At 65.8% G+C, this 22,416-nt stretch carries 15 protein-coding genes and 1 pseudogene; 2 read left to right on the top strand and 14 right to left on the bottom strand.

What is annotated here, in order from left to right; genetic code table 11:
* Window positions 1–22 precede the first annotated feature (22 nt).
* The 7 genes from MTX19_RS02315 to MTX19_RS02345 all read right to left on the bottom strand — a co-directional run bounded on the left by MTX19_RS02315 (window position 23) and on the right by MTX19_RS02345 (window position 10,676).
* A complete protein-coding gene (locus MTX19_RS02315; protein ID WP_280982275.1) occupies window positions 23–2,140 on the bottom strand; it encodes a S9 family peptidase in 2,118 nt (705 codons plus the stop codon).
* 177 nt (window positions 2,141–2,317) lie between these two features.
* Window positions 2,318–4,030: an iron ABC transporter permease gene (locus tag MTX19_RS02320; protein WP_280982276.1), complete on the bottom strand. Its 1,713-nt coding sequence runs from the start codon at window positions 4,028–4,030 to the stop codon at window positions 2,318–2,320.
* A gap of 318 nt (window positions 4,031–4,348) precedes the next feature.
* Complete coding sequence (locus MTX19_RS02325) at window positions 4,349–5,401, bottom strand: ABC transporter ATP-binding protein (RefSeq protein ID WP_280984665.1); 1,053 nt, start codon at window positions 5,399–5,401, stop codon at window positions 4,349–4,351.
* Between the two features lie 237 nt (window positions 5,402–5,638).
* The gene (locus MTX19_RS02330) at window positions 5,639–6,823 is read right to left on the bottom strand and encodes an aminotransferase class V-fold PLP-dependent enzyme (protein WP_280985822.1); all 1,185 of its coding nucleotides are present in this window, start codon (window positions 6,821–6,823) and stop codon (window positions 5,639–5,641) included.
* A gap of 132 nt (window positions 6,824–6,955) precedes the next feature.
* Entirely contained in the window at window positions 6,956–7,726 is a 771-nt protein-coding gene (locus MTX19_RS02335) for an LssY C-terminal domain-containing protein (protein WP_280984666.1), read from the bottom strand.
* Window positions 7,727–7,996: 270 nt separating this feature from the next.
* Window positions 7,997–8,722, bottom strand: coding sequence for a thermonuclease family protein (locus MTX19_RS02340; RefSeq protein WP_280982277.1), 726 nt, complete (start codon window positions 8,720–8,722; stop codon window positions 7,997–7,999).
* A gap of 226 nt (window positions 8,723–8,948) precedes the next feature.
* Complete coding sequence (locus MTX19_RS02345; protein ID WP_280982278.1) at window positions 8,949–10,676, bottom strand: hypothetical protein; 1,728 nt, start codon at window positions 10,674–10,676, stop codon at window positions 8,949–8,951.
* Window positions 10,677–11,036: 360 nt separating this feature from the next.
* Between MTX19_RS02345 and MTX19_RS02350 the strand changes: the two genes are divergently transcribed.
* Entirely contained in the window at window positions 11,037–11,879 is an 843-nt protein-coding gene (locus MTX19_RS02350; protein WP_280985823.1) for a caspase family protein, read from the top strand.
* Between the two features lie 195 nt (window positions 11,880–12,074).
* Here the strand turns inward: MTX19_RS02350 and MTX19_RS02355 are convergent, their stop codons facing one another.
* From MTX19_RS02355 to MTX19_RS02370, 4 genes are all read right to left on the bottom strand, one after another.
* On the bottom strand, window positions 12,075–12,956 hold the full coding sequence (locus MTX19_RS02355; protein ID WP_280982279.1) for an HlyD family efflux transporter periplasmic adaptor subunit: 882 nt from the start codon (window positions 12,954–12,956) through the stop codon (window positions 12,075–12,077).
* Window positions 12,957–13,651: 695 nt separating this feature from the next.
* Complete coding sequence (locus MTX19_RS02360) at window positions 13,652–13,900, bottom strand: hypothetical protein (RefSeq protein WP_280982280.1); 249 nt, start codon at window positions 13,898–13,900, stop codon at window positions 13,652–13,654.
* A gap of 231 nt (window positions 13,901–14,131) precedes the next feature.
* Window positions 14,132–14,341, bottom strand: coding sequence for a cold-shock protein (locus tag MTX19_RS02365; RefSeq protein WP_280982281.1), 210 nt, complete (start codon window positions 14,339–14,341; stop codon window positions 14,132–14,134).
* Window positions 14,342–14,622: 281 nt separating this feature from the next.
* Window positions 14,623–16,650, bottom strand: a complete 2,028-nt coding sequence (locus MTX19_RS02370; RefSeq protein WP_280982282.1) for an AsmA family protein — start codon at window positions 16,648–16,650, stop codon at window positions 14,623–14,625.
* Window positions 16,651–16,869: 219 nt separating this feature from the next.
* On the opposite strand from MTX19_RS02370, the gene MTX19_RS02375 reads away from it, so the two are divergent.
* Entirely contained in the window at window positions 16,870–17,544 is a 675-nt protein-coding gene (locus tag MTX19_RS02375) for a Crp/Fnr family transcriptional regulator (RefSeq protein WP_280982283.1), read from the top strand.
* Between the two features lie 237 nt (window positions 17,545–17,781).
* On the opposite strand, the gene MTX19_RS02380 is transcribed toward MTX19_RS02375, so the two are convergent.
* The 3 genes and pseudogenes from MTX19_RS02380 to MTX19_RS02390 form a co-directional block, all read right to left on the bottom strand.
* Window positions 17,782–20,928: an efflux RND transporter permease subunit gene (locus MTX19_RS02380; protein WP_280982284.1), complete on the bottom strand. Its 3,147-nt coding sequence runs from the start codon at window positions 20,926–20,928 to the stop codon at window positions 17,782–17,784.
* Window positions 20,928–21,845, bottom strand: a complete 918-nt coding sequence (locus MTX19_RS02385; RefSeq protein ID WP_280984667.1) for an efflux RND transporter periplasmic adaptor subunit — start codon at window positions 21,843–21,845, stop codon at window positions 20,928–20,930. The genes MTX19_RS02380 and MTX19_RS02385 overlap by 1 nt, the downstream gene beginning before the upstream one ends.
* Before the next feature lie 267 nt (window positions 21,846–22,112).
* A pseudogene (locus MTX19_RS02390) lies at window positions 22,113–22,226 on the bottom strand (OmpA family protein); the annotation flags it as partial.
* Window positions 22,227–22,416 lie beyond the last annotated feature (190 nt).

The raw sequence follows: 22,416 nt of genomic DNA on the forward strand, positions 1-22,416 counted from the left end.
CTACCAAGAGGCACTCTGAGGGTTACACCTCGGCCTTCTCCGCCAACCCGACCGCCCACAGCGCAAATGCGTAGACGATCGCGACTTCGTCGAGGCGGTCGAAGCGGCCGGAGGCGCCGCCATGGCCAGCGCCCATGTTGGTCCGCAGCAGCACCGGTCCGCCGCCCGTCATGGTGGCGCGCAGCCGCGCGATCCATTTCGCTGGCTCCCAGTAGGTGACGCGCGGATCGGTCAGCCCGCCCATCGCGAGGATTGCGGGATAATGCTTCGCGGAGACATTGTCGTAGGGCGAGTAGGACATGATGGTGCGAAAATCCTTCTCGCTCTCGATCGGGTTGCCCCATTCCGGCCATTCCGGCGGCGTCAGCGGTAGCGTGTCGTCCAGCATCGTATTGAGCACGTCGACAAACGGCACTTCGGCCACGATGCCGGCGAACAGTTCGCCGGCGCGATTGGCGACCGCGCCCATCAGCATGCCGCCCGCCGAGCCGCCATGGCCGACGATGCGCTTCGCGCCGGTGTACTTTGCATCGATCAGCGCGCGCCCAGCAGCGGCGAAATCGTCGAACGTGTTGGGCTTTTCCTCGCGCTTGCCGTCGAGATACCAGCCCCAGCCCTTGTCGGCGCCGCCGCGGATATGCGCGATCGCATAGACGAAGCCGCGGTCGACCAGCGACAGCCGGTTGGCGGTAAACGACGCCGGCATCGCCATGCCGTACGAGCCATAGCCATAGAGCAGCAAAGGCGCCTTGCCGTCGCGGACAAAGTCCTTGCGATGCAGGATCGAGACCGGAACCCGCGCGCCGTCATGGGAGGTCGCCATGATGCGCGTGGTGACGTAGTCGGCCGGGTTGTGGCCGGACGGAATCTCCTGACGCTTGCGCAGCACCCGCGTCCGCTTCGCCATGTCGTAGTCATAGACTTCCGAAGGCGTCGTCATCGACGAATAGGAGAAGCGCAGGTTCGTGGTCTCGAACTCATAGCCGCCCATCGTGTCGAGCGAATAGGCCGCTTCGTCGAACGCGATCGCGTGCTCCTCGCCGCTCTTGATGTCGCGGATGACGATCGCCGGCAGGGCGTTGGCGCGCTCCAGCCGCACCATGTGGCCGGCATAGAGCTCGACGTCGAGCACGTAAACGCCTTCGCGATACGGGATCAGGTCGCGCCAGTTGGCGCGCTCTGGAGACGCGAGCGGCGCGGTCACCACCTTGAAGTCGATGGCGTCATCGGCATTGGTGAGGATGTAGAGCTCGTCGCCGCGGTCGGCGATCGAATATTGCACGCCTTCCTCGCGCGCAGCGACGAGGCGCGGCGGCGCGTCCGGATTGGAAAGGTCGATCAGCCGCTGCTCCGAGGTCTCGTGGTCGCCGCCGGCGATCACGCAGAAGCGGCCGCTCGAACTTTCATGCAGATGGGTGAACCAGCCGGGATCCTGCTCCTCATAGACCAGGATATCCTCCGCCTGCCTGGTGCCGAGCCGGTGTCGCCACACCTGCATGGGGCGGTGATTGTCGTCGAGCTTGACGTAGAAGAAGCTGTTCGAATCCTTGGCCCAGACCACGCCGCCGTCGGTCTCCTCGACGCAGTCGTCGAGATCGCCGCCGGTCGACCAGTCGCGCACGCGGATGGAGAAATATTCGGAGCCCTTGGTGTCGGCGCTCCAGGCGTGCAGCCGGTGATCGTCGGAATGCCGGCTGCCGCCGAACTTGAAATATTTGTGGTCCTTCGCCAGCGCGTCGCCGTCGAGCACGATATGCGTGTCGCCGCCGTCGCGCGGCGTGCGGCAGAACAGTTCGTGCTGGCCGCCCTCGCGGAACTTGCGGAAGTAGGCGAACGGGCCGTCCGGCGACGGCACGCTGGAATCGTCTTCCTTGATCCGCCCGCGCATCTCCCTGACGAGCCGCTTCTGCAAGCCGTCGGTGTGGCCCAGCAGGGTCTCGGTATAGCCGTTCTCTTCCTCCAGATATTTGCGGATATCGGGATCGAGGATCGAGGGATCGCGCAGCACCTCCTGCCATTTCGGATCCTTGATCCACGCATAGTCGTCCGTCACCGTGATGCCGTGAGTGGTGAAGGTGTGTGGCCGGCGCGGCGCGACGGGCGGGGGTTGCAGAGGTGTCTTGATAGCGGCTTCGGTCACACGATCCTCATCATGCAGGGGGTTCCGCCTTATATCGGGATGAATGTGGCGATTGCCAGATGGGCGAGCGCCCGGTTTCCGTCGTCATTGCGAGGAGCGAAGCGACGAAGCAATCCATTCTATCCCCGAGGGGAACGATGGATTGCTTCGCTTCGCTCGCAATGACAGCGGTTAGACCTACGTGTTCCTTAGCCTCGCCCCGGCATTGCCGCCGGACATCGGGATCTGGTTCACCGCCAGCACCACGGCGAAAGTGATCACCAGCATCGCGATGCCGAGCACCGCGATCGCGGCGAGGTCGCCGCCTTCGTTGAGGTCGTAGATCAGGACCGACAGCACCTTGGTCTGCGAGGTGAACAGCACGATCGCCGCCGACAGTTCCCGCATCACGCCGATGAAGATGAAGCACCAGGTCGCGATCACGCCGGTGCGCAGCAAGGGTGCGGTGATCTGGCGCAGCGCCTGCAGCCGGGTCGCGCCGAGGATGCGGCTGGCTTCCTCGAGCTCAGGGTGGATGGTCGCGAACGCGGCCTGCAATTGCTGATAGGCCGAGGGTAGATTGATGGTGAGGAACGCAAGCAGCAGGATCCACAGCGTGCCGTAGAGCACGAAGGGCGGGCGCGTGTAGCTCAGGAACAGGCCGACACCGAGCACGATGCCGGGCACTGCGACCGGCGCGGTGGCGAGGAAGGCGAGCAGGCGGTGGCCCGCGATCACCCGGCGCGTGGTGACATAGGCGATCACGAGCGCGAGGATGGTGCCGATGGTCGCGGTCGCGGTGCCGAGGATCACGGTGTTCTTCAGCGCGAGCTGGGTCGAGGACAGCTCGGTGAACACAAAGACGATGTTGTGCAGGGTCAACGTCGACGGTGTCACCAGCGTGGTGGCGTTCGGCGAGAGTGCGGCGTTGAGCAGCGCCAGATAGGGTAGGAACACCGGGTTGAGCAGCACCACGAGGCAGAAGCTGAGTGCAACATAGCGCCAGCCGCGTAGCTCCACCCGGCGCGGCGCGCCATATTTGCCGCCGATCACCGAATAGCTGCGTCGGCCGAGCAGGAATTTCTGCCCCTGCAGCAGGAGGATGGTGAGCAGCAATAGCGGCACGGCCGCGGCGGCGGCGAGCTCCAGTTTCGGCGGATACTGGAACAGGCTCCAGATCTTGGTCGTCATGGTGTGGAAGCCGGCTGGCAGCGCGAGGATCGCGGGCGAGCCGAACAGCGTCATCGCCTGCAGGAACGCGATCAGCGCGCCCGCGACCAGCGCGGGCAGGGCGAGCGGGATCGTCACCCGCCGCGCCGTGGTCCAGGCGTTGCCGCCGAGGATCGCGGAGGCGTCCTCCAGCTCGCCCGGCATGGTGTCGAGCGCATTCGCCACCAGCACAAACACGAACGGGAAGGTGTAGCAGGAGATCACGAAGATGATCCCGGTCAGCGAATAGATGTTGAACAGCGCGTCCGCGTCCTCGCCCGCGAACAGCCGGTAGAGCTGGTTCAGCAGCCCCGAATTCGGCGCCGCCAGCAATTCCCAGGCGATCGCGCCGAGGAACGGCGGCGTCACGAAGGACGCCGTCACCAGCGCGCGGATGATCTGCCGGCCCGGCATGTCGGTGCGCGACACGAGCCAGCTGATCGGCGCCGCGACCATGCAACAGATCACGGCCGACGTGACTGCGATAATCGCGGTCGTCAGCAGCGGATCGAGGAAGTCCGGATTGCTGAACAGGGTCGCAAAGTTCTGCAGCGTGAGGTGCCGGTCCTTGTCGGTGAAGGCGAACACCACAAGCCATGATAGCGGCAGCAGGATCAGAAGCATCAGCACGGCCGCGAACAGCCAGAGGACGAGCCGCGTCCAGTCGATGCGGGGCTTGGTGACGGGGGAGGAGGTGGTCATGTTGTCCCCGCTTGCTGAGCTGAGCTCCCTCGCCCCGCTCTTCGCGGGGAGAGGGTTGGGGTGAGGGGCTGCCTCCGCGGGCACCGAATGCGCGGAGACTCCCCCTCACCCGCCGCACATCTTGCGATGCGCGGCGGCCTCTCCCCGCAAGCGGGGCGAGGCACCCGCGAGACCCAGCAGTTCTTCGTCGACTTCACCGGGCAGCACTCGGTGCATGCGCAGGTACAAAGGAAGCCGGCCAGCCGGTCGGCGAACGGCAATGAATTAGGGACATCGCGTCTGGAAATTTGCTTCCGCATCGCGTCCCTCCGTTTCTTGTTATCGGCTGAGCGCCCGGCAGCGCTCTGGCGGCAGCGTCAGCCAGACCTCGCTGCCCTTGTCGACCGCGGTCTCGGTTGGCGTGGTGACGCGCAACGACGTGCCGTCCTCTGTCTCCACCATGTAATCGCGATTCATGCCGAGATAGACCTGCCGCGTCACCGTGGCCTTCAGCGTGTTCTGCGGCGAGGCGGACGCCTGCGTCGACAGCTGGATCTCATGCTGACGGATCGCGACCGGCACGGTCTGGCCGGCCACGAGCTTCGCGCCGATCACCTGCAGCGTCGCGCCGGCAAACGCGACATGGCTCTCGTCGCGCGCGGTGCCCCTGATCACATTGGCTGCGCCGATGAAGCGTGCGACGAACTCGGATTCGGGGCGCGCGTAGATGTCTTCGGGCGTGCCGAGCTGGTCGATCTTGCCGGCATTCATCACCGCGATCAGGTCGGCGGTGGTCATCGCCTCCGACTGGTCGTGGGTGACGTAGACCGTGGTGTAGCGATATTCGTCGTGCAGCCTGCGGATCTCGAAGCGCATCTCCTCGCGCAAATTGGCATCGAGATTGGACAACGGCTCGTCGAGCAGCAGCGTCTCGGGGCCGACGATCAGCGCGCGCGCCAGCGCGACGCGCTGCTGCTGGCCGCCGGAGAGTTCGCCGGGATAGCGCTGCGCCAGCGGTTCGAGCTTGGTCGTCGCCAGGATCGCGGCGAGCTTCTTGGCGATGGTGTCCCGATCGGCCTTGCGCAGCCGCAACCCATAGACGATGTTCTCGGCGACCGTCATGTGCGGCCACAGCGCGTAGCTCTGGAAGATCATCGACATGTTGCGCTGCTCGGGCGGCAGCGTGCGCACCTTCGAGGAGACCACGCGATCACCCACGCGGATTTCGCCGTCGGACGGCTCGAGGAAGCCCGCGATCAGCCGCAGCGTCGTGGTCTTGCCGCAGCCGGATGGCCCGAGCAGGCAGACCAGTTGCCCATGATCGATCGTGAGGGAGACATCATCGACCGCGACAAACGATCCGAATTGCTTGACCAGGCCGCGTAATTCCACCGACGCCAAGCGGTCCCTCCATTCTCGTTATTTCGCAGGGATCAGTGCCCGGCTGTTGCCGGCAGTAAAGCGGAAAATGATGACAGCGAAAAGTGTCGATGCTTCCTCAGCAATGCGTCACGCGCAATCCGTCATCCCGAGATGTGAGCCTGGCGGCGCAATTGCGCCGCGCCGCGGCCTCCTCAGGATGACGGGTCGAGCATGTGCGTCCGCGACGTCGGACCCGCGGCGGATAGTTTACGCCTTTACGTTCTCGCCCAGCCACTGCACCGCGGCGTCGGTTCCGCCCTTGCCGTGCGGAATCTGCAGGGCGTTGAGCGCGACCTCGACGACGCCGAGTGTGCCCAGGACCATCGGTGCGTTGACGTGGCCCATATGCGCGATGCGGAAGGCCTGGCCTTGCAGGTCGCCGATGCCCGTGCCGAGCACCACGCCGCATTTCTCCTTGGCATAGCGCTGGATCGCGGTGGGGTCGGCGCCCTTCACGGTCACGGTCGTCACCGTGTTGGAACGCTCGGCGGGCTCGGTGATGTTGAAGCCGAGCACCTGTCCCTCGGCCCAGACGGCGACCGCGCGACGTACCGCCTCACCGAGCAGCCGGTGCCGCTCGAAAGCATTCTCCAGCCCTTCGGCGTGCAGCATGTTGATCGCCTCGCGCAGTGCGAACAACAGGTGCACCGGCGCGGTGCCGGCATATTTGCGGTAGTGCTCGCTGCCTTCGCGTTCGGTCCAGTCCCAATAGGGTGTGCGCAAATTCGCCTTCTTGTGCACGTCCCACGCGCGGTCGTTGGCGGCGACGAAGCCGAGACCGGGCGGGGTCATCAGCCCCTTTTGCGAGCCGCTCATCGCGACGTCGATACCCCATTTGTCCATCTCGAACGGCGTGCAGCCGAGCGAGGCCACGGTGTCGACCATGAAGAGCGCGGGATGACCCGCGGCCCTGATCGCCTTGCCTATCGCCTCGATGTCGTTGTAGGCGCCGGAGGCGGTGTCGACCTGCACCGCGAGGATCGCCTTGATGGCGTGCTCCTTGTCGCGCCGCAGCCGCGCCTCGACCTCGGCGGGGCGGATGGCACGGCGCCAGTCGCCCTTCAGCACCTCGACCTCGGCGCCCATCGCGGCCGCCGCCATGCCCCAGCCGATCGCGAAGCGGCCGCTCTCCAGCACCAGCACCTTGTCGCCGCGCGACAGCACGTTCGAGAGCGTCGCCTCCCAGGCGCCGTGGCCGTTGGAGATGTAGATGTAGGATTTGCCCTTGGTGGCGAACAGCTTCGAGAGATCGCGCAGCAGGCCTTCGGTCAGTTCGACCATCTCGGTGGAGTAGATGTCGAGGGCCGGGCGATGCATCGCCTGCAGCACCTGATCAGGCATCGTGGTGGGCCCGGGGATGGCCAGAAATTCCCGGCCCGCGCGAACGGTCATCTTCTTGTTCCTTGGGTAAAACGCGCAAATCAAGCGTGTGAGGGATCAGGTGAGGAAGATATGCGATCAGGCCCGCGATTGCGAGCATGGCGAAGCAATCCAGAGCTTCGAAAAGTGCGGGACACGGCTGCCCTATTTGCCGATCGCGTCGACGACGGCGTGCCAGACCTGGTCCTTGAATGCGGTCGCGGCCGGGCTTGGGATCTGTTCGACCGTGCCATGATGCTTCTTGCAGGCCTCGACCAGGCGCAGCACCCAGATTTCGCCGTCGGTGTAATAGAGATCGCCGCCGCCGTTGCGGCCGGCGAGCGTCGGACCGATCCCGGTGACCTGATATTTCGCGGTGACCAGACCGGCGGATTCCAGATCGGTTGCGAGCAGCGCGCGCTCGGCGTCGAGGTCGGGCGCGATGTGATGAGTCACCGCGCCGGTGTAGTGGCTGACGCCGACGCTGCGGTCGAGTGTCGCGGCGCCGAGCCACACCGGGCGCTTCTCCTCGCCTGACGCGAGCACCTTCCAGAAGCGCACATGGTTGCGGCGATCCGCGCTCGATCCGACCGGCTTCTCGAAGGCGAGGTCCTCGCGCCGGCCGAGATAGAACAGGTTGCTGACCGGCGCGTCTTTGTAGGGTCGATCGAGCAGCACGCTGCCGACGATCTCGATCGAGGATTTCAGCGTGATCCGATCGGCGGGATACCATCCTGCCTCATGCATTGCGCAGACCACATCGGTGAGATCGCCGATCAGGCCGACATTCAGGGGATCGCCGGGAATGCCCTGCGCGGTGCGCGTCACCATCGGCAGATCAGCGAGGCCCTTCTGGTGCTCGTAATGCTTCCAGAGCTCCGGCAGCACCAGATAGGCCGCGATCAGATAGGTCGCGAGCACGAACAGCAGCGCCATTGCGACGCGCCGGATGCGGTGGCGCCTGTGCGCCGCGTGCGGGGCGAGCTCGATGTCGGTCACGGCGTTGGCCTGATGCAATCCATCCGCGGGCTTTCTTCACCTCTCCCGCTTGCGGGGGAGGTCGCATTGCATCGCAGATGCAATGCGGGTGGGGGCTCTTTCCGCAATGCGATTCGTAGAGAAAGCCCCCACCCCCGCCCTCCCCCGCAAGCGGGAGAGGGGGTGCGCCGTCGATGCGGCCAGAAAGCACTCGCATCTATCAAGCTGTCAGCGCCGCGTCTCGCGGCAGCCGGCGGCCTCGGCCTCCTCGACCGAGCAGAACCAGCGCGTGCCCTTGCTGATCTTCATCTCGATCCGTGCGTACCAGCGGCTGGTCGGCTTGTGATAGATGCACTCGCCGGAGTGGTTGACGTTGCCCTTGATGGTGCAGTCGGGCGAGGGCGCGACTGGGCCGGAGGCCGACGCGAGCAGGATCGCGTGGGCGCTGTCCGGCACCTTCGCGGCGCCGAGCACCGGCGTCTTCTTGTTGCGCACGCGCCAGTCCCACGGCGCGATGAAGGCGCCCTGCCACATCCCGGCCTTGGCCTCGCGCGCCGCCTTCTGGTCCGGCTCGTAGTCGTGCGAGATGTGGGGGTTGGCCAGCGCCCAGCCGCTGCCGACCAGCCATTTCTGGATGTCCTCGCCGTCGACCTGGCAGCGCGCGATGGTGCGGCCGCGACGATCGACCGAGCGGGCATGGCAGGTCCAGCTCTTGTTGCCGGCATGCTTGACCAGCGCGTCGCGCGCGGCCACGCCGCAGGTCCAGCGCTCGCCCTTGGTGTTGAGGCAGAGCTGGTCGGTCGACGGCGCGTCGATGCCGCCGAGCCGGATGCGGACGCTGCCGATCATCACCTGGTCGCCGTCGCGGATCTTCGGCACGCCGGTGATGTCGGCGGCGTGCGCCAGCGTCGGCAGCGACAACAGCAGGCCAGCGGTGAGCAACGTCTTGAGCATTGGCAATCCCGGCGCGGACTTGAGCGTTCAAATCTCATTGCCCACGGATTGTGCGGGCAATTGGGCAGCGGTGCCAGTGGCGTTGTGTTGCAGCCGGTTTCAACTTCACGTCATCCCCCTACGAATGAGCCATTCGCCTCCTCGACGGTCCGTAGGATGGGTAGAGCGCAGCGAAACCCATCATCTGTCCCCGTGCATCGATGGGTATCGCTTCGCTCCACCCATCCTACGAGGCAGCCATTCGCTTCCGCGCCAGCGCCAGGGCCATCAGCACGAAGGCCGACGTCACCTCCGGTCCGCCGACCAGGATGCGCGTCGGCGTCTTCATCTTGTTCCACTCATAGGCCCTGTAGGGGCCGCGGCGGCCGCCTTCGCCGATGGTCTGCACGATGCAGTGCAACGCCGGCGTGAAGCTTGCGACCTCGGCGTTGAGATGCGCCAGCGCCATCAGCGCGAGCGCGGCGTCGAACGGGTTCATCTCATGGGTGATCAGCTCGTTCATGACGTAGCCGAGCACGCGGGCGCGGATCAGCGCGAACACGTTGCCGGGATCGATGACGCGCTGGGCTGCGAGCGGCAGCGCGATGAAGGCGGCGTAGCAGCGGCCGAAATAGGCCGAATAGAGCTCCGGCAGATAGTAGATGTGCGAGCGCGGATGTTTGAACGCGCCGCTCTCGACCAGCCGCTTCTGGAATGCGATGATGCGATGCAGGGTCTCCAGCCGCTGCGGCGTCTCGATGATGTTCCAGCGCTTAAGGTTGCGGAACGAGACCTCGAGGATGTCGAGGTTGAGCGTCGGATCGAGGTCGTTGCCGTAGGGCCGGTCGCCGTCGAGATTGTCGATCCAGGTGACGACGCCGCCCTCATAATCGATGTTATCGTTCAGCGGCACGGTGACGCGCGGCTCGTTGGCGCCGGAGCGCACTTGGTAGCCGCGGTAGAAATCCACCAGCGGCTGGGCGAGGATCGGATCGTCGGCTCCCGCCTGCGTGGCGGCGGAGAACGAGCACGCCGTGGTGTCGCAGTCGGGCACATAGATGCCGAAGCCGAGATCCTGCTTGATCTGGGCGAAGAAGCGCGAGAAGCGCGGATGCCGCCCCGGCGCCAGCGCGGTGATCACCTTCACAACCGAGCCGTCATGCGACGGCACCTCCTCGGCGCTGGTCTTCAGGCAGAAGTCCACCATGTCGGAGATCGCGCGCCGCGCAGCTTTGGTCTGATCCGACGACGCGAGCCCGGTCTCGAGGAAGCCGAGCAGGGCCTCGGTGAAGAACGCGTCGTAATAGGCCGAGCGATGGCGGATCTGCACCGGCTCCCACATCGGCTCGGCGATGCCGCGCCACGGCGGATTGATCAGCGCGCGCGCCGGCGAATGCGCGATGAAGATGCGGGCGAGTGAGAACAGCAGCGTCGAGTTCTTGTAGCCGCGCGCGTTCAGGCCGGTGAGCGCCATCAGCATCTCGCGCCCGCTTATGTCGGCATCGCCGAGCAGGTTGAACGCGGCATAGGTCGGGATGAAGCCGCATCTCGCGAAGGAGCGCAGCAGATGCGCGCCGCAGCTGCGGATCACCCGGTCGATCTCGGCCATGTCAGGTGCGCGCCCCGGCGCCGCGGCGGCCGGCGGCTGCGGGTGGCGCACATCGATGCCATCAATCAGCTCGGCGACGGGAGCGCCGATCGCGGCCCAGTCCGGCGTGGCGTCGTCGCGGGCGGCGGTCAGCGCCGCGCGCAGCCGGTCAAGCCGCGCGGGATCCTTCAGCGCCGGGACGCCGGTGCGGCGGAGCAGCGGCCGCAGCGCCGGATTGCCGAGCGCGGTCCGGTAAAACTGTCCCAGATGGGCGTCGCCGCCCTGGTATTTCAGCAGCAGGGGGTCGCAGACGTCGTACAGCGACGGGCCGTCCTTTTTGGCCGTCAGCGCCCGGCACGCCGCCCCCGCGATCCTGTGAAAGCCCATGAAACTCTTTCTCAAGGAACCGGTTAACGCCGTCATGGCAGACGATGTTTCCGTGGTCCGCCCCAAAAGCCCGCAAGCCTTTGGGAAGGCTACATGAATCCACGAGAAACTCAAATGTGACCGAGGTCACGTAACGGCTGGCGGACGCCGTCAATAGTCGCGTCCGATCGGCCCCATGCGCCAAACGGGTTGCTCCCGGCGCCCGCTCGGGTTAAGGGTTTGTTTGTTGCGATGCCGCAAATAGAGCTGAACTCACCGGCACACACGTAAGCAACCCCATTAAACCTGACCGGATCGAACGCGACTAACTGGCGCGGCCATGTTGAGCGCCTTGGGATGAGGATTGGGACTAGGAACGCCATGAACCTTAGGCAGCTTCGCATTTCCCGCCGCACCATTGCGGTCGCCGTGGCGCTGGCAGGCACGGTGTCGCTGGCGATCGGCGCCCATGCCGCGCTGAACAAGCGTTCGCTCGACGCCGCCAAGGCTGTTACCACCGAGCAGGCCACCGGCGCCGTCACCACCGGCGCGTCCCATCTCGCGCTGATCATCGGCAACGGCCATTACCCGGACGCCTCCGCGCCGCTCGCCCAGCCGATCAACGACGCCCGCACGCTGTCGGCCGCGCTGCGCCACGACGGCTTCGATGTCGACGTCGTCGAGGACGCGACCCGCGACGACATGGTCCGCGCGGTCGAGCGGATGAAGGCCAGGATCCGCCCCGGCACCGTCGTGATGCTGTTCTTCGGCGGCTACGGCGTGCAGGTCGGCCGCGAGAGCTACATGATCCCGGTCGACGCCACGATCTGGAAGGAATCCGACGTCAAGCGCGTCGGCGTCAGCGTCGAATCCGTGCTCGATGCGATGAACGAGCAGGGCGCCAAGACCAAGCTCGTCGTGCTTGATGCCTCCAGGCGCAATCCCTACGAGCGCCGCTTCCGCGCCTATTCGCACGGGCTCGCCCCGATCAGCCCGCCGGAGAATACGCTGGTCTTGACCTCGGCCGCGCCGGGCAAGGTCGCCGACGATTCCAGGACGGCGAACAGCGTGCTGGTGTCGGAGCTCCTGACCAATCTCAACACCCAGGCCGGCGTCGAGGCCGCCTTCAACAAGACCCGCATCGCCGTGTCTCGTGCCTCGGAAGGCGAGCAGGTGCCGCAGGTGTCTTCGTCGCTGCTGGAAGACGTCAAGCTCGGCGGCTAGGGCCGGCTCTTTCCCCGAACTCCGCGTCGCCTCTCCCGCTTGCGGGGGAGGCCGTATTGCATCGATAGATGCAATACGGGTGGGGGCTCTCTCCTCAATATGACTCGTGGGTAGACCCCCACCCCGGCCCTCCCCCGCAAGCGGGAGAGGGAGCCAGACAGCCGTGCTCACCTCATGCCGTCCGCTGTCGTCCTCTCACTTCGCGTCCGCCCCCTCAGCCACCGGCCGCACCGGATCGCCCTCGCGGAGCAGCGCGCCGGCGCGGGCGACCACGATCTCGCCCTCCTGCACGCCGTCGCGGATCTCGACCTGGCCGGCCGACATCAGCCCGGTCTCGACCCGCCGCGTCTCGACGCGGTCGCGCCGCACCACCTGCACCACGGTGCCGGCGGTGGAATAGAGGATCGCGGTCAGCGGCACCGCGACGCCGCAGCTCTGCCCGGTCTTGATCTGCGCGCGGCCGCTCGAATTCACCAGCAGCCGCCGGTCGGTGGCTAGCGCGATGAACACCTGGCCGAGCTGGCTGTTCGGCTCGACCGTCGGCGCGATCAGCCGCACCTTGCCGTCGATCTCGCCGGCGCCGAGCACGGTGACCCGCGCGGTCTGGTCGGTCTTCAGCCTGGTGATGTCGCGGGTCGGCACCATGCCGACCAGGTCGTACTCGCTCCTGGTGGTGATCGTGAACAGCGCCTCGCCCTTGGCGGAAGCCGGCGCGCCGACGATCGCCGTGGAGGCCGAGACCGTGCCCGCCACCGGCGCGGTGAGCTTGATCGCATTGGTGCCGTCGGTCAGCCGCGCCAGCTGCTGGCCCGCGGTGACGGCATCACCGGGATCGGCCATCACCTCCGCCACCTTCAGCCCAAACCGATCAGGCCGAATCTGCTGCTCGTCGCGCGCCGTCACGAGGCCCGAGACCTCGACGATATTGTCGAAGCAGTATTTCGCAGCCTTCAGCACGGTGACGGCGGCGCCCTTCGGCATCGCCTCCGTGTTATCAGCGGCCAGCGCCGGCTGCGCTGCGAGCAGGAGCAGCGCGACGGCAGCTAGAGTCGAAGAGCGCGAAAAGCGTGGCGGCATCGGCGGACATTTCCCAAACATGCGCTCCCTTGACTAGCAGATGGAGAGCCGAGCAACCAGCGCAGAGGCTGCTGCTGTGGCCGCTTGCTTTCGCGTGAGTGCGACCCTTGAGGCGCATGATCTCGATCCGTGACGCGATTACTGTTGCGCAACTCACGGAGCGCTCGCAGCACAACTCGGTGCAGTCAATTTTCGGACTTCTGCTTTTCAGAATTTCTCTTGACTCCTCCCCCAACTCAGCTCTACAACTCCCGCCGTCCCGCCCGGCAAGAGGGGCGTATCGCGATCGTCACGAACGTGCGGCGGGATGCGATGGACGCTGGCGGCGCGACCGACGAATGCGCAGGCCGGCGGACGGTGAAGTCGTGTGGTTCTGGCGCCCCAGTGGCAGGTGCCCCGTCCGCTTGACGCGAACGCGTCGCGCGGAGGGCGGTGACAAGCAAGCCTAGTCTCGCCGGGAAGAGCACGAAGTAAGCCGTAACACCATTGCGCAGGGAAGGCCGGATGATCCGGTTGAACCTGTGGTTCCTAACTCCTGTGCTTTCCTATTGCACAGGAGGCCGCGGGTGCAATCGGCGCCCGGCCTTCCCTGCGCCCTCCGATTTCTTGAGAGGGTGATCTGGTCGCACAGCTCGGGCGCATCGCGTCGCGAGGCCGCGCACTCACATCCCGCGCTGTTTGAAAATCGAATCGGACTAACGCACGATCCGCTTCACGCGGCGCGCGAGCTTCGGCCGGGGCGCGGATGAGGCAGGCGCCGCATCGCTCGCCGCTTCGGCGTCGCGCGCCTCGCGGAGCGCACGCAGCCGCTCCATGTTCTTGCGCACGGCGAGCGCCTCGCGCTCGACCTCGGCCATCGCGCGCGCGCCCTCCTCGGCCGCAAGCCGCTGGCGGTCGGCCCTCGCAAGGCTTGCGGGCGACAGGTTCGGCTTCCTGGCGGTCATCGGCATCCTTTCAAAAGCGTATTCTCGGCGCAAACGCCGCGCCCGTCCCGGGCAACGGCGGGACGCAGTGTTCCGGCAGATCACGCACAAGAAGACATGCCGCAACCCGCCCAATCCGTGGGGATCGAGCGGGTCGCCACGTCATCCCAGTACATCCGTGGAATGACGATACGGCATAATCCGGAAAACCGCGTCGCGGCTTTCCAAACGGATCATGCCCACGCAACGGGCTTAAACCAGCGTGAGATTCTCGGCGCTGGTCTTGCCGCGCATCTTGTCGGTCTTCACTTCGAACGAGACCTTCTGTCCCTCGGCAAGGCCGGACAAACCGGCACGCTCGACCGCGCTGATGTGAACGAACACATCCTTGCTGCCATCGCTGGGCTCGATGAAACCAAAGCCCTTCTGGCCGTTGAACCACTTCACAGTACCTGTCGGCATCTCTCTTCTCCAAAACGCGCATATGCGCATGTGTTGCGCAAGATTGCGCGTCATCGATTCAACTCACGATGTTCTTTGGAAAAGGGCCGCTCTGACCATTCAACAAGGCACAACGGCTAATCGAATTCCATCAATATACACATCTTTTCCGCGAATACAAGGTGCGGGCCGGCGCGGGTTCCGCTCACTCCGCCGCCGTTGCCTTCGCGCTCGGCTCGCCCTTCCAGCTGAGAATCTCCGCGGCGAGGATCGCGGGGGATTAAAACCCTTGTGCGGGACTGTCAGCGGTTGAACAGCTGCCGCAGGATGTCGTTCATCGCCGGATTGTCGCCCCGCTGGTCAGGATCGGGCGGCGACGGTGGCGGGGCGGGATCGGCGCTGCGGCCTTGAGTCGAGCCTTGGTTTCCGCGTGTTGCATTACCTTGGTTCAAGGTGGAAAGCCCCTGCTGCAGCAGATTGCCGATGGCCTCGCCAAGCTGTCCGCCGAGCGGGTTGTTCTGGCTCTCGCCGCCGCCTTGGGCCTGGCCACCATTGTTGGGCTGCGTGGTGCCGTGGCCGCCCTGCACGCCGTTGAGGAGGTCGGAGAGCCCGCTGAGGCCGGCGCCACCAGGCCCGAACAGGCCCTTGCCCATCTCCTTGAGCCGGGCATAGGCCGCCTCGGGGTTGTCGAGGATGCCTTGCATCTCCGGATAGATCCGCGGGCCCGCCCACGGCCCCTCGATCATCACGGGAATGCCGAAGCCGACCGGATTGCCGGCGCGGCCCTGGCCCTCGGTGGTCATCACGAGCTGCGGCTCGACGCGGAAGGTGATCTGCCTGGTGTTGAGGTCGATGGTGCCGGCCCCGGTCATCTTCACCAGCGGGCCGACCAGGTCGAGATCGGTGGTGACGGCCTGGCCGTTGTCGATCTTGAAGGAGGCCGAGAGCTGGCTGAGATCGGTCGACAGCTCCGCGCTCTCCTGCCAGCCGGACAATGGGCTGGCAGTGAGGTTGCGGATCATCTGCGCGACGTTGAGGCCGAGGATCTTGCCGTCCTGGAACGCGGCCAGCGCGGTGCCGCCGAGACCGGCGACGATGGCGCGTTCGCTTCCGCCTTGCGAGTGCAGGTCGAGCTTGGCCTCCATGCGGCCGTCGAGCTTGTCGAACCCGGCAAGGTTCTTCAGCACCGGCAGCGCGCGGACGCCGTTGAGATCGAGCCGCAGCGCGTAGTTGGGATTGTTGGTGGTGGCGTCGATGGTGAGGTCGCCGTTGGCGTTGCCGTCATAGGCGCCGAGATTGCTGAGCCGGCCCTTCAGCACGCCGCTCGCGAGCGAGGCATCGATTGCCGCCGGCGCGAAGCGGCCGTCGCCGATCACGAGCTCCGCCGCCGAGATGCGGGCCTGCGCGTCGACATAGTTGAGCACTTTGAGGTCGATCGGCGCGTTGCTCCAGGGCTCCGACGCCGTGCCGGGCTGGCTCGGCGTCGTGGCGATCGAAATTCGCCGGAAGTCGAGATCGAGCTTCACCAGCGGCTTGTTGCTGGCGAAATCGACCGTGGCCCAGCCGGTGAAGCCGCCGTCGCCGAGCGTGCCGGACACGCCGTTGAACATCATCACCGTGCCGTTCAGTCGCAGCTCGACATTGGCCTTGATCGCCGCGGGCAAGAGGCCCGGCGCATCGATGTTGAATTCGGTCGGCACGTTCTGCCGCTCCAGCGGCGGCGGAGGCGCGGTGGCGCGGATCTCGAACTTCAGCGGCTTGTCGCTGGCGCGCGCGTTGCCCGTGACCACGAGCTTTCGGTCGGCATCGACCGTCACGTCGGCATTGACCGTCTCGATCCGGTCCTCGACATGGTCATGGACATTGGAGAGCACGATGGTGCCGCCGGTGATGCTGACGTGCCTGACCGACACAGTGCCCGTGTCGTCGGACGAGGCGGATTGCGCCGGCGGATTGTTGTCACGCGTCCGCTCGCGCTGCAGCGGCAGGTTGACCACGGGCCTGACGATGACGAGGTCGGTGATCTCGGGCCGGCCCGACCAGAGGCTCGACAGCGTCGTCTCGGCCTCGATGCTATCAGCGGCGAAGCGGTTGTTGACGTCGCGCTGCTTCGGGGCCTGCAGCACGACGTCGTTCAGCGTGACGTGAACCGTCGGCCAAAGCGCGATCCTGGCGCTGCCATTGATCGCGACCTTGTAGCCGGTCTCACGCTCGATCCGCTCCGCGATCGCCGAGGTCAGGAAGCCGGACGGGATCCCGAACGCCCCGAGCAGCGCGATGATCACGGCCGCGGCGGCGATCGCAGCCCCGGCAAATTTCAGTGCTCTCATGTCGTCATTCCAGACCGGGCAAGCGGCATCGGTTCGGTTGCATCGGACGGACAAGGCCGACCAACCGGGATTATCCCCGAAACGGGAGTTGGCTCCAACCGCCGGAAAAATAATCCGTCACCAGCATGAACTTATGTGACCTCTGACACACTCCCATGAGGGGGAACTTTGCTAACCGGCGTTGCCGGACCGCTGGGATTTGATCTGGAAGGCAGTACCATGAGCAAACAGGCCGAATTTGCGGTCATTTTGAAGATGAACCCGATGTTCGCGGATCTGGGCGCGGACGAATTGCAGCGGCTTTCGGGCCTTTGCCACACCCAGCAGCTCGCGACCGGAGAGGTGCTGTTCCAGAAGGGCGATCCCGGCGACGCCCTGTTCGGGGTTCGCCGCGGCCAGATCCGGATCGAGACCGGCGCCTCCAACGGCAGCCGGCTGACGCTGAATCTCATGGGACCCGGCGATCTCTTCGGCGAGGTCGCGGTCCTCGACGGCCAGGACCGCACTGCGGACGCGACCGCGGGCGAGCCCAGCGAATTGTTCGTGCTGCGGCGGGAGGACTTTGTCGGCTTCCTCGAGCGCGAGCCGAAGGTCGCGGTGCGGCTGATCGAACTGTTGTGCCAGCGCATCCGCTGGCAGGGCGAGCGGATGGAGGAATCCGTGCTGCAGCCGCTGCCGGTGCGGCTGGCGCGGCGGCTGTGCGCGCTGGCCGAGGATTTCGGCTCCGAGGTGCACATCTCGCAGGAGCAGCTCGGCATCTTCGTCGGCGCGGCGCGCGAGAGCGTCAACCGGCAGCTCCAGAGCTGGCGCAGGGACGGCATTCTCGACCTGCAGCGCGGCCGCATCCTGTTGCAGAACATGCCCAAGCTGACCGCGGTGGCGCGCAACGATTAAACGGCATTGCAATGCGTGCGGGATGATCGAAGTGTCCTGCGCGTTCTGCTTGCGTAAGGACGTGTGCGATTGCCCAAAAGACATGCTTGCGGGAACCGGTCGCGGCCGCTTTCATCATGATGCGGGTCCTTGGGGTGACACCCAGCCTTGCTGGCCTCACACCATCCATCTGCAAACCCCTGCGGTCCTCCCGTTGACCGCAGGGGTTTTGCTTTCAGCGCCGCCGCGATTGCGCCATCATTCCGCCGCAGGCGAGATCGCGTCCGGCGGTCCCTTGGATGGAGGCATGGATTGATCGTCGTTCGGGGGGAGCTCGTGGTCGGCGTGCGAGACCACGAGCCGCTTGCTGAAGCGCCAGATCAGGGCGCCGATGTCGTCCATCACCATGAACATCGCCGGCACGAACACCAGCGACAGCAGTGTCGAGAACAGGAGACCGCCGATCACCGCGAGCGCCATCGGCGAGCGGAACTCGCCGCCGGCGCCGAAGGCGAGTGCGGACGGCGTCATGCCTGCAACCATCGCGATGGTGGTCATCACGATCGGACGGGCGCGCTTCATGCCGGCGTCGATCATCGCCTCTTCGCGTGTCTTGCCGCCGCGGATCGCCTCGATGGCGAACTCGACCAGCATGATCGCGTTCTTGGTGACGATGCCCATCAGCATCAGGATGCCGATCCACACCGGCGTGGTGAGCTGCTTGCCGGTCAACAGCAGCGCCCCGATCGCGCCGCCGATCGAGAGCGGCAGCGAGAACAGGATGGTGATCGGCTGCAGGAAGGTGCCGAACAGCAGCACCAGCACCGCATAGACCATCATCAGGCCGGCGGTGATCGCGGTGGCGAAGCCGTCGGACAGCTCGTTGAGGCTTTCGGCGTCGCCGGACGGGCTGACCTTCACGCCCTTGGGCAGGCTCTTCATGACCGGCAGGTCGTAGATCAGCTTGGTGGCGTCGCCGAGCGCGGCATTGCCGACGAGGTCAGCAGCCACCGTGGCCTGCCGCTCGCGGTCGTAGCGGTTGATGCTGGTCGGGCCCTGGTCGAGCTTGATGTCGGCGACGACCGACAGCGGCACGCCGCCGCGCTCGCCATGCTGGCCGAGGGGCACCCGCAGCTGTTGCAGCATCTTCAGGTCACCGCGCGCATTGTCCTCGAGCTGCACGCGGATCGGCACCTGGCGGTCGCCGGCGTCGAACTTGGCCAGCGCCGGGCCGACGTCGCCGATGGTGGCGACGCGGATGGTCTGCGACAGGCTCTCGGTCGAGACGCCGAGCCTCGCGGCGAGTTCCGCGCGCGGGTGGATGCGCAGCTCGGGCCGGTCGAGCGCGGTCTCCGAGATCACATTGGCGATGATCGGGATCCGCTTCATCTGCGTCGCCAGCTCGCTGGCGACGTTGTTGACGATGTTGCTGTCGGTGCCGGTGACGACCAGCGAGATCGCGCGCAGGCCGTTCTCGTCGAGGAACCAGAACCGGATATCCGGCACGTTCTCGAGCTCCTTGCTGATCGAAAGCTCGAGCTGGCGCTGCGTGATCTTGCGGTCGGCCTTTGGCGTGTAGTTGATGATCAGTGCGGCGCGACGCACCTCCTGGGTGCCCGGCGGCACCCGGCCGCCGTCGACGAACACGCTTCGTACCTCGGGCCGCCTGCGCAACCGCGCCACGATCTCCTCGGTGACCTTCTCGGTATAAGCAAGCTGCGAGCCCGGCGGCAGCTCCATCGCGAGCAGCGAGCGTGCGGTGTCCTGCGCCGGCAGGAAGCCCTGCGGCAGCAGCGTGATGCTCCAGATCGATGCAGCGAAGATCGCAAAGCCGATCAGCACGGTGACGTAGTGGTGCTTCACCGACCAGGTGACGAGGCTGTGGTAGCCACGCAGGATGCGGCCCGGCGGCGGCTCGTCCTGCGAATGATGCTTGAGGAAGTAGGCGGCCAGCATCGGCGTGACGAAGCGCGCGGCGAGCAGCGAGAAGAACACCTGCACCGAGACGGTGATGCCGAACTGCTTGAAGAATTGCCCGGCGACGCCGGACATGAAGCTCGCGGGCGCGAAGATCGCGATGATCGTCAGCGAGATCGCGATCACCGCAAGGCCGATCTCATCGGCAGCTTCAAGTGCGGCACGATAAGGCGTCTTGCCCATCCGCATGTGGCGGACGATGTTCTCGATCTCGACAATGGCGTCGTCGACCAGGATGCCGGTCGACAGCGTGATGGCGAGGAAGGAGACGAGGTTGAGCGAGAAGCCGAGGATGTCCATCGCCCAGAACGCCGGGAAGATCGACAACGGCAGCGAGACCGCGGCGATGATCGTGGCTCTGATGTCGCGCAGGAACAACAGCACGATGATGACGGCGAGGATCGCGCCCTCGAACAGGGTCGAGATCGCCGCTTCGTAATTGCCCTTGGTGAACTCCACCGAAGTGTCGATCAGCTTGAGGTCGACGTCGGGATAGGCAGCCTTCAGGGCGTCGATGCGCTTCTGCACGGCGGCCGCGACCACCACGTCGCTGGCGCCCTTGGAGCGCTTGATGCCGAGCGCCACCACCGGCTCGCCGTTGAAACGGGCGAAGGTGCGGCGGTCGGCGATGGTGTCGGTGACGGTGCCGAGGTCGTCGAGCCGCACCTCGCCGCCGCCGAACAGCGGGATCATGGTGCCGGCGAGCTCGTTCAGGGTCTTGGCGCCGGCGAGTGTGCGGATTGCCTGGTCGTTCTTGCCGATCTCGGCGCGGCCGCCGGCGAGATCGACATTGCTGCCACGCAGGATCTGGCTGACATTGACAGCGGTGAGGCCGACGGCCTGCAACTTGTCGGGATCGAGCGAGACCAGGATCTCGCGCTCGACACCGCCGATGCGCTCGACCTGCGCGACGCCGCGCACGCCCTGCAGCGCGCGCTTGACCACGTCGTCGACGAAATAGGACAACTGCTCCGGCGTCTTGCCGGGCGAGATCGCGGCATAGGTCACGATCGGCAGGCCGATCACATCGACGCGCTGGATCAGCGGCTCGGTGACGTTCTGCGGCAGATTGGCGCGCACGCGGGTGACTGCGTCCTTGACGTCGTTCAGCGCGCGGTCGGTGTTGGTCTCCAGCGCGAACTGGATCGTGGTGACCGACAGGCCGTCGGTGATCGACGATGAAATATGGCGTACGCCCTCGACGCCGGAGACGCCGTCTTCGATGGTCTTGGTGACCTGCGATTCAAGTTCCGAAGGTGCTGCGCCGAACTGCGAGACCGCAACCGAGATCACAGGAATGTCGGCGCTCGGCAGCCGCGTCACCGCGAGCTTGGTGAAGGACACCCAGCCCAGCAAGAGCAGGATGATCGAGAAGACGATCGAGGGAAGCGGGTTCCGGATCGACCATGCCGAGATGTTCAAAGCCATTAGCGTGTCCGCGTACGATCGAGGTCTTCGGCAAATATCGTCTTGATCTGGTCGCCGTCATGCAGCGAGGTGCCGGCGTCGGCCACGACGATTTCGCCGACGTCGAGACCCTCAAGGATTTCGGTCGAGGTGTCGGACGTCAGCCCGACGCGGACCCTGCGCGTCTCGATCGTATTGCCCTTCACGACCTGCAGCGTCAGGCGGTCGATCGCGGTGCGCGGCACGGCGACGCCGCAGGAGCGCTTGGCGTCGATATTGGCGCGGGCAAACATGCCGACCTTGAGCGTGGGGTTGTTGTTCAGGGAGATGCGGACATGCCCGAGCTGGGTGGTGCGGTCGATCTGCGGCGAGATCAGGCGCACCTTGCCGACCATATCAGGCGCATCGTCCCGGCTGATTCGCACCGTGGCGCCCGGATTGAGCTTCAGGAGCTGGAAGCCCGGCACCTCGGCGTCGAGCTCGATCTCGTTGTTGACGGAGATCTTGAACATGGGAGGGGCCTGCGGCGAGGCCGGCGCGCCGACCGCGGTGCGCACCTCGGTGACGAGCCCGGTCGCCGGCGCACGCAGCACGATCGGCTTGGTATTGCCCTGGGCGGCCTGCTGCGGCGGCGGAGTCAGTCGCGCCAGTTCCTGGCCCTCGGTGACGGCGTCGCCCTCGCGAACCAGGACCTCGGTGACCTTGGAGCCTTCCTGGTCGACATTCACCTGCGCCTCGCGGCGCGGCACGATGAATCCGGTGACGCGGACCATGTCGGAGAAGCAGGCATTGGTCGCTTTGGTCACGACCACCAGCGCCTGGCCGGGCGTCTCCTTCGCTTCCGGGTGGGAGCGGAGCTCGAACGAATAATAGGCGATGCCAAGGGCGACAAGGACGACCGTTCCAAGCGCTGGCCTGAGGTACTGAGGAAAATTCATCGCCGGATCAACCCAGAACTTGGCGCGTCGCATGCGCCTGTCGAAACCTCATCCCGCTCGTCACCTCGCTGTCCGGGTGCGCGCAGTCCCGGTATCCATTCTTTCGGATCATGCTCTGACATCATGTGAGGCGGGTCACTCGGGCTTGCTTTCACGTTTGCCTTTTCGTTTGCCTCTTCGTTTGCCTTGGGCTTGCCCCAAATGCAAATGCGTCCCGCCGGGGTGCGGGACGCATTGTAACCGCAAAAATATGGCATGCCACGCCCATCACTTGGACGCGGAGGCCTTGTTTTCCATGTTCACGACCTGCACGCGGCGGTTCACTTCCGACGGCGTCTGGCTCGGGTCCTTCAGCTTGCTCTTGCCATAGCCGACCGTGACGCGAACGACAGCGCGGCGCCGATGGTCGTGATCGAAACGACGGCGGCCAGATGTCCGGACGGCTTGAACATGGAGTCCCTCCTGCGCGCTACGCGCGTTTCCAAATAACGACCGAAATCGATTAGCCGGCGCGAGGCACCCGCTGTTTGGTCGAGCAATTCAGCCGGCGGTTCGAGGTCGGCCGCGGCCG

Origin of the sequence: Bradyrhizobium sp. ISRA464 (genome assembly GCF_029910095.1) — a bacterium.
Taxonomy (GTDB): Bacteria; Pseudomonadota; Alphaproteobacteria; order Rhizobiales; family Xanthobacteraceae; genus Bradyrhizobium.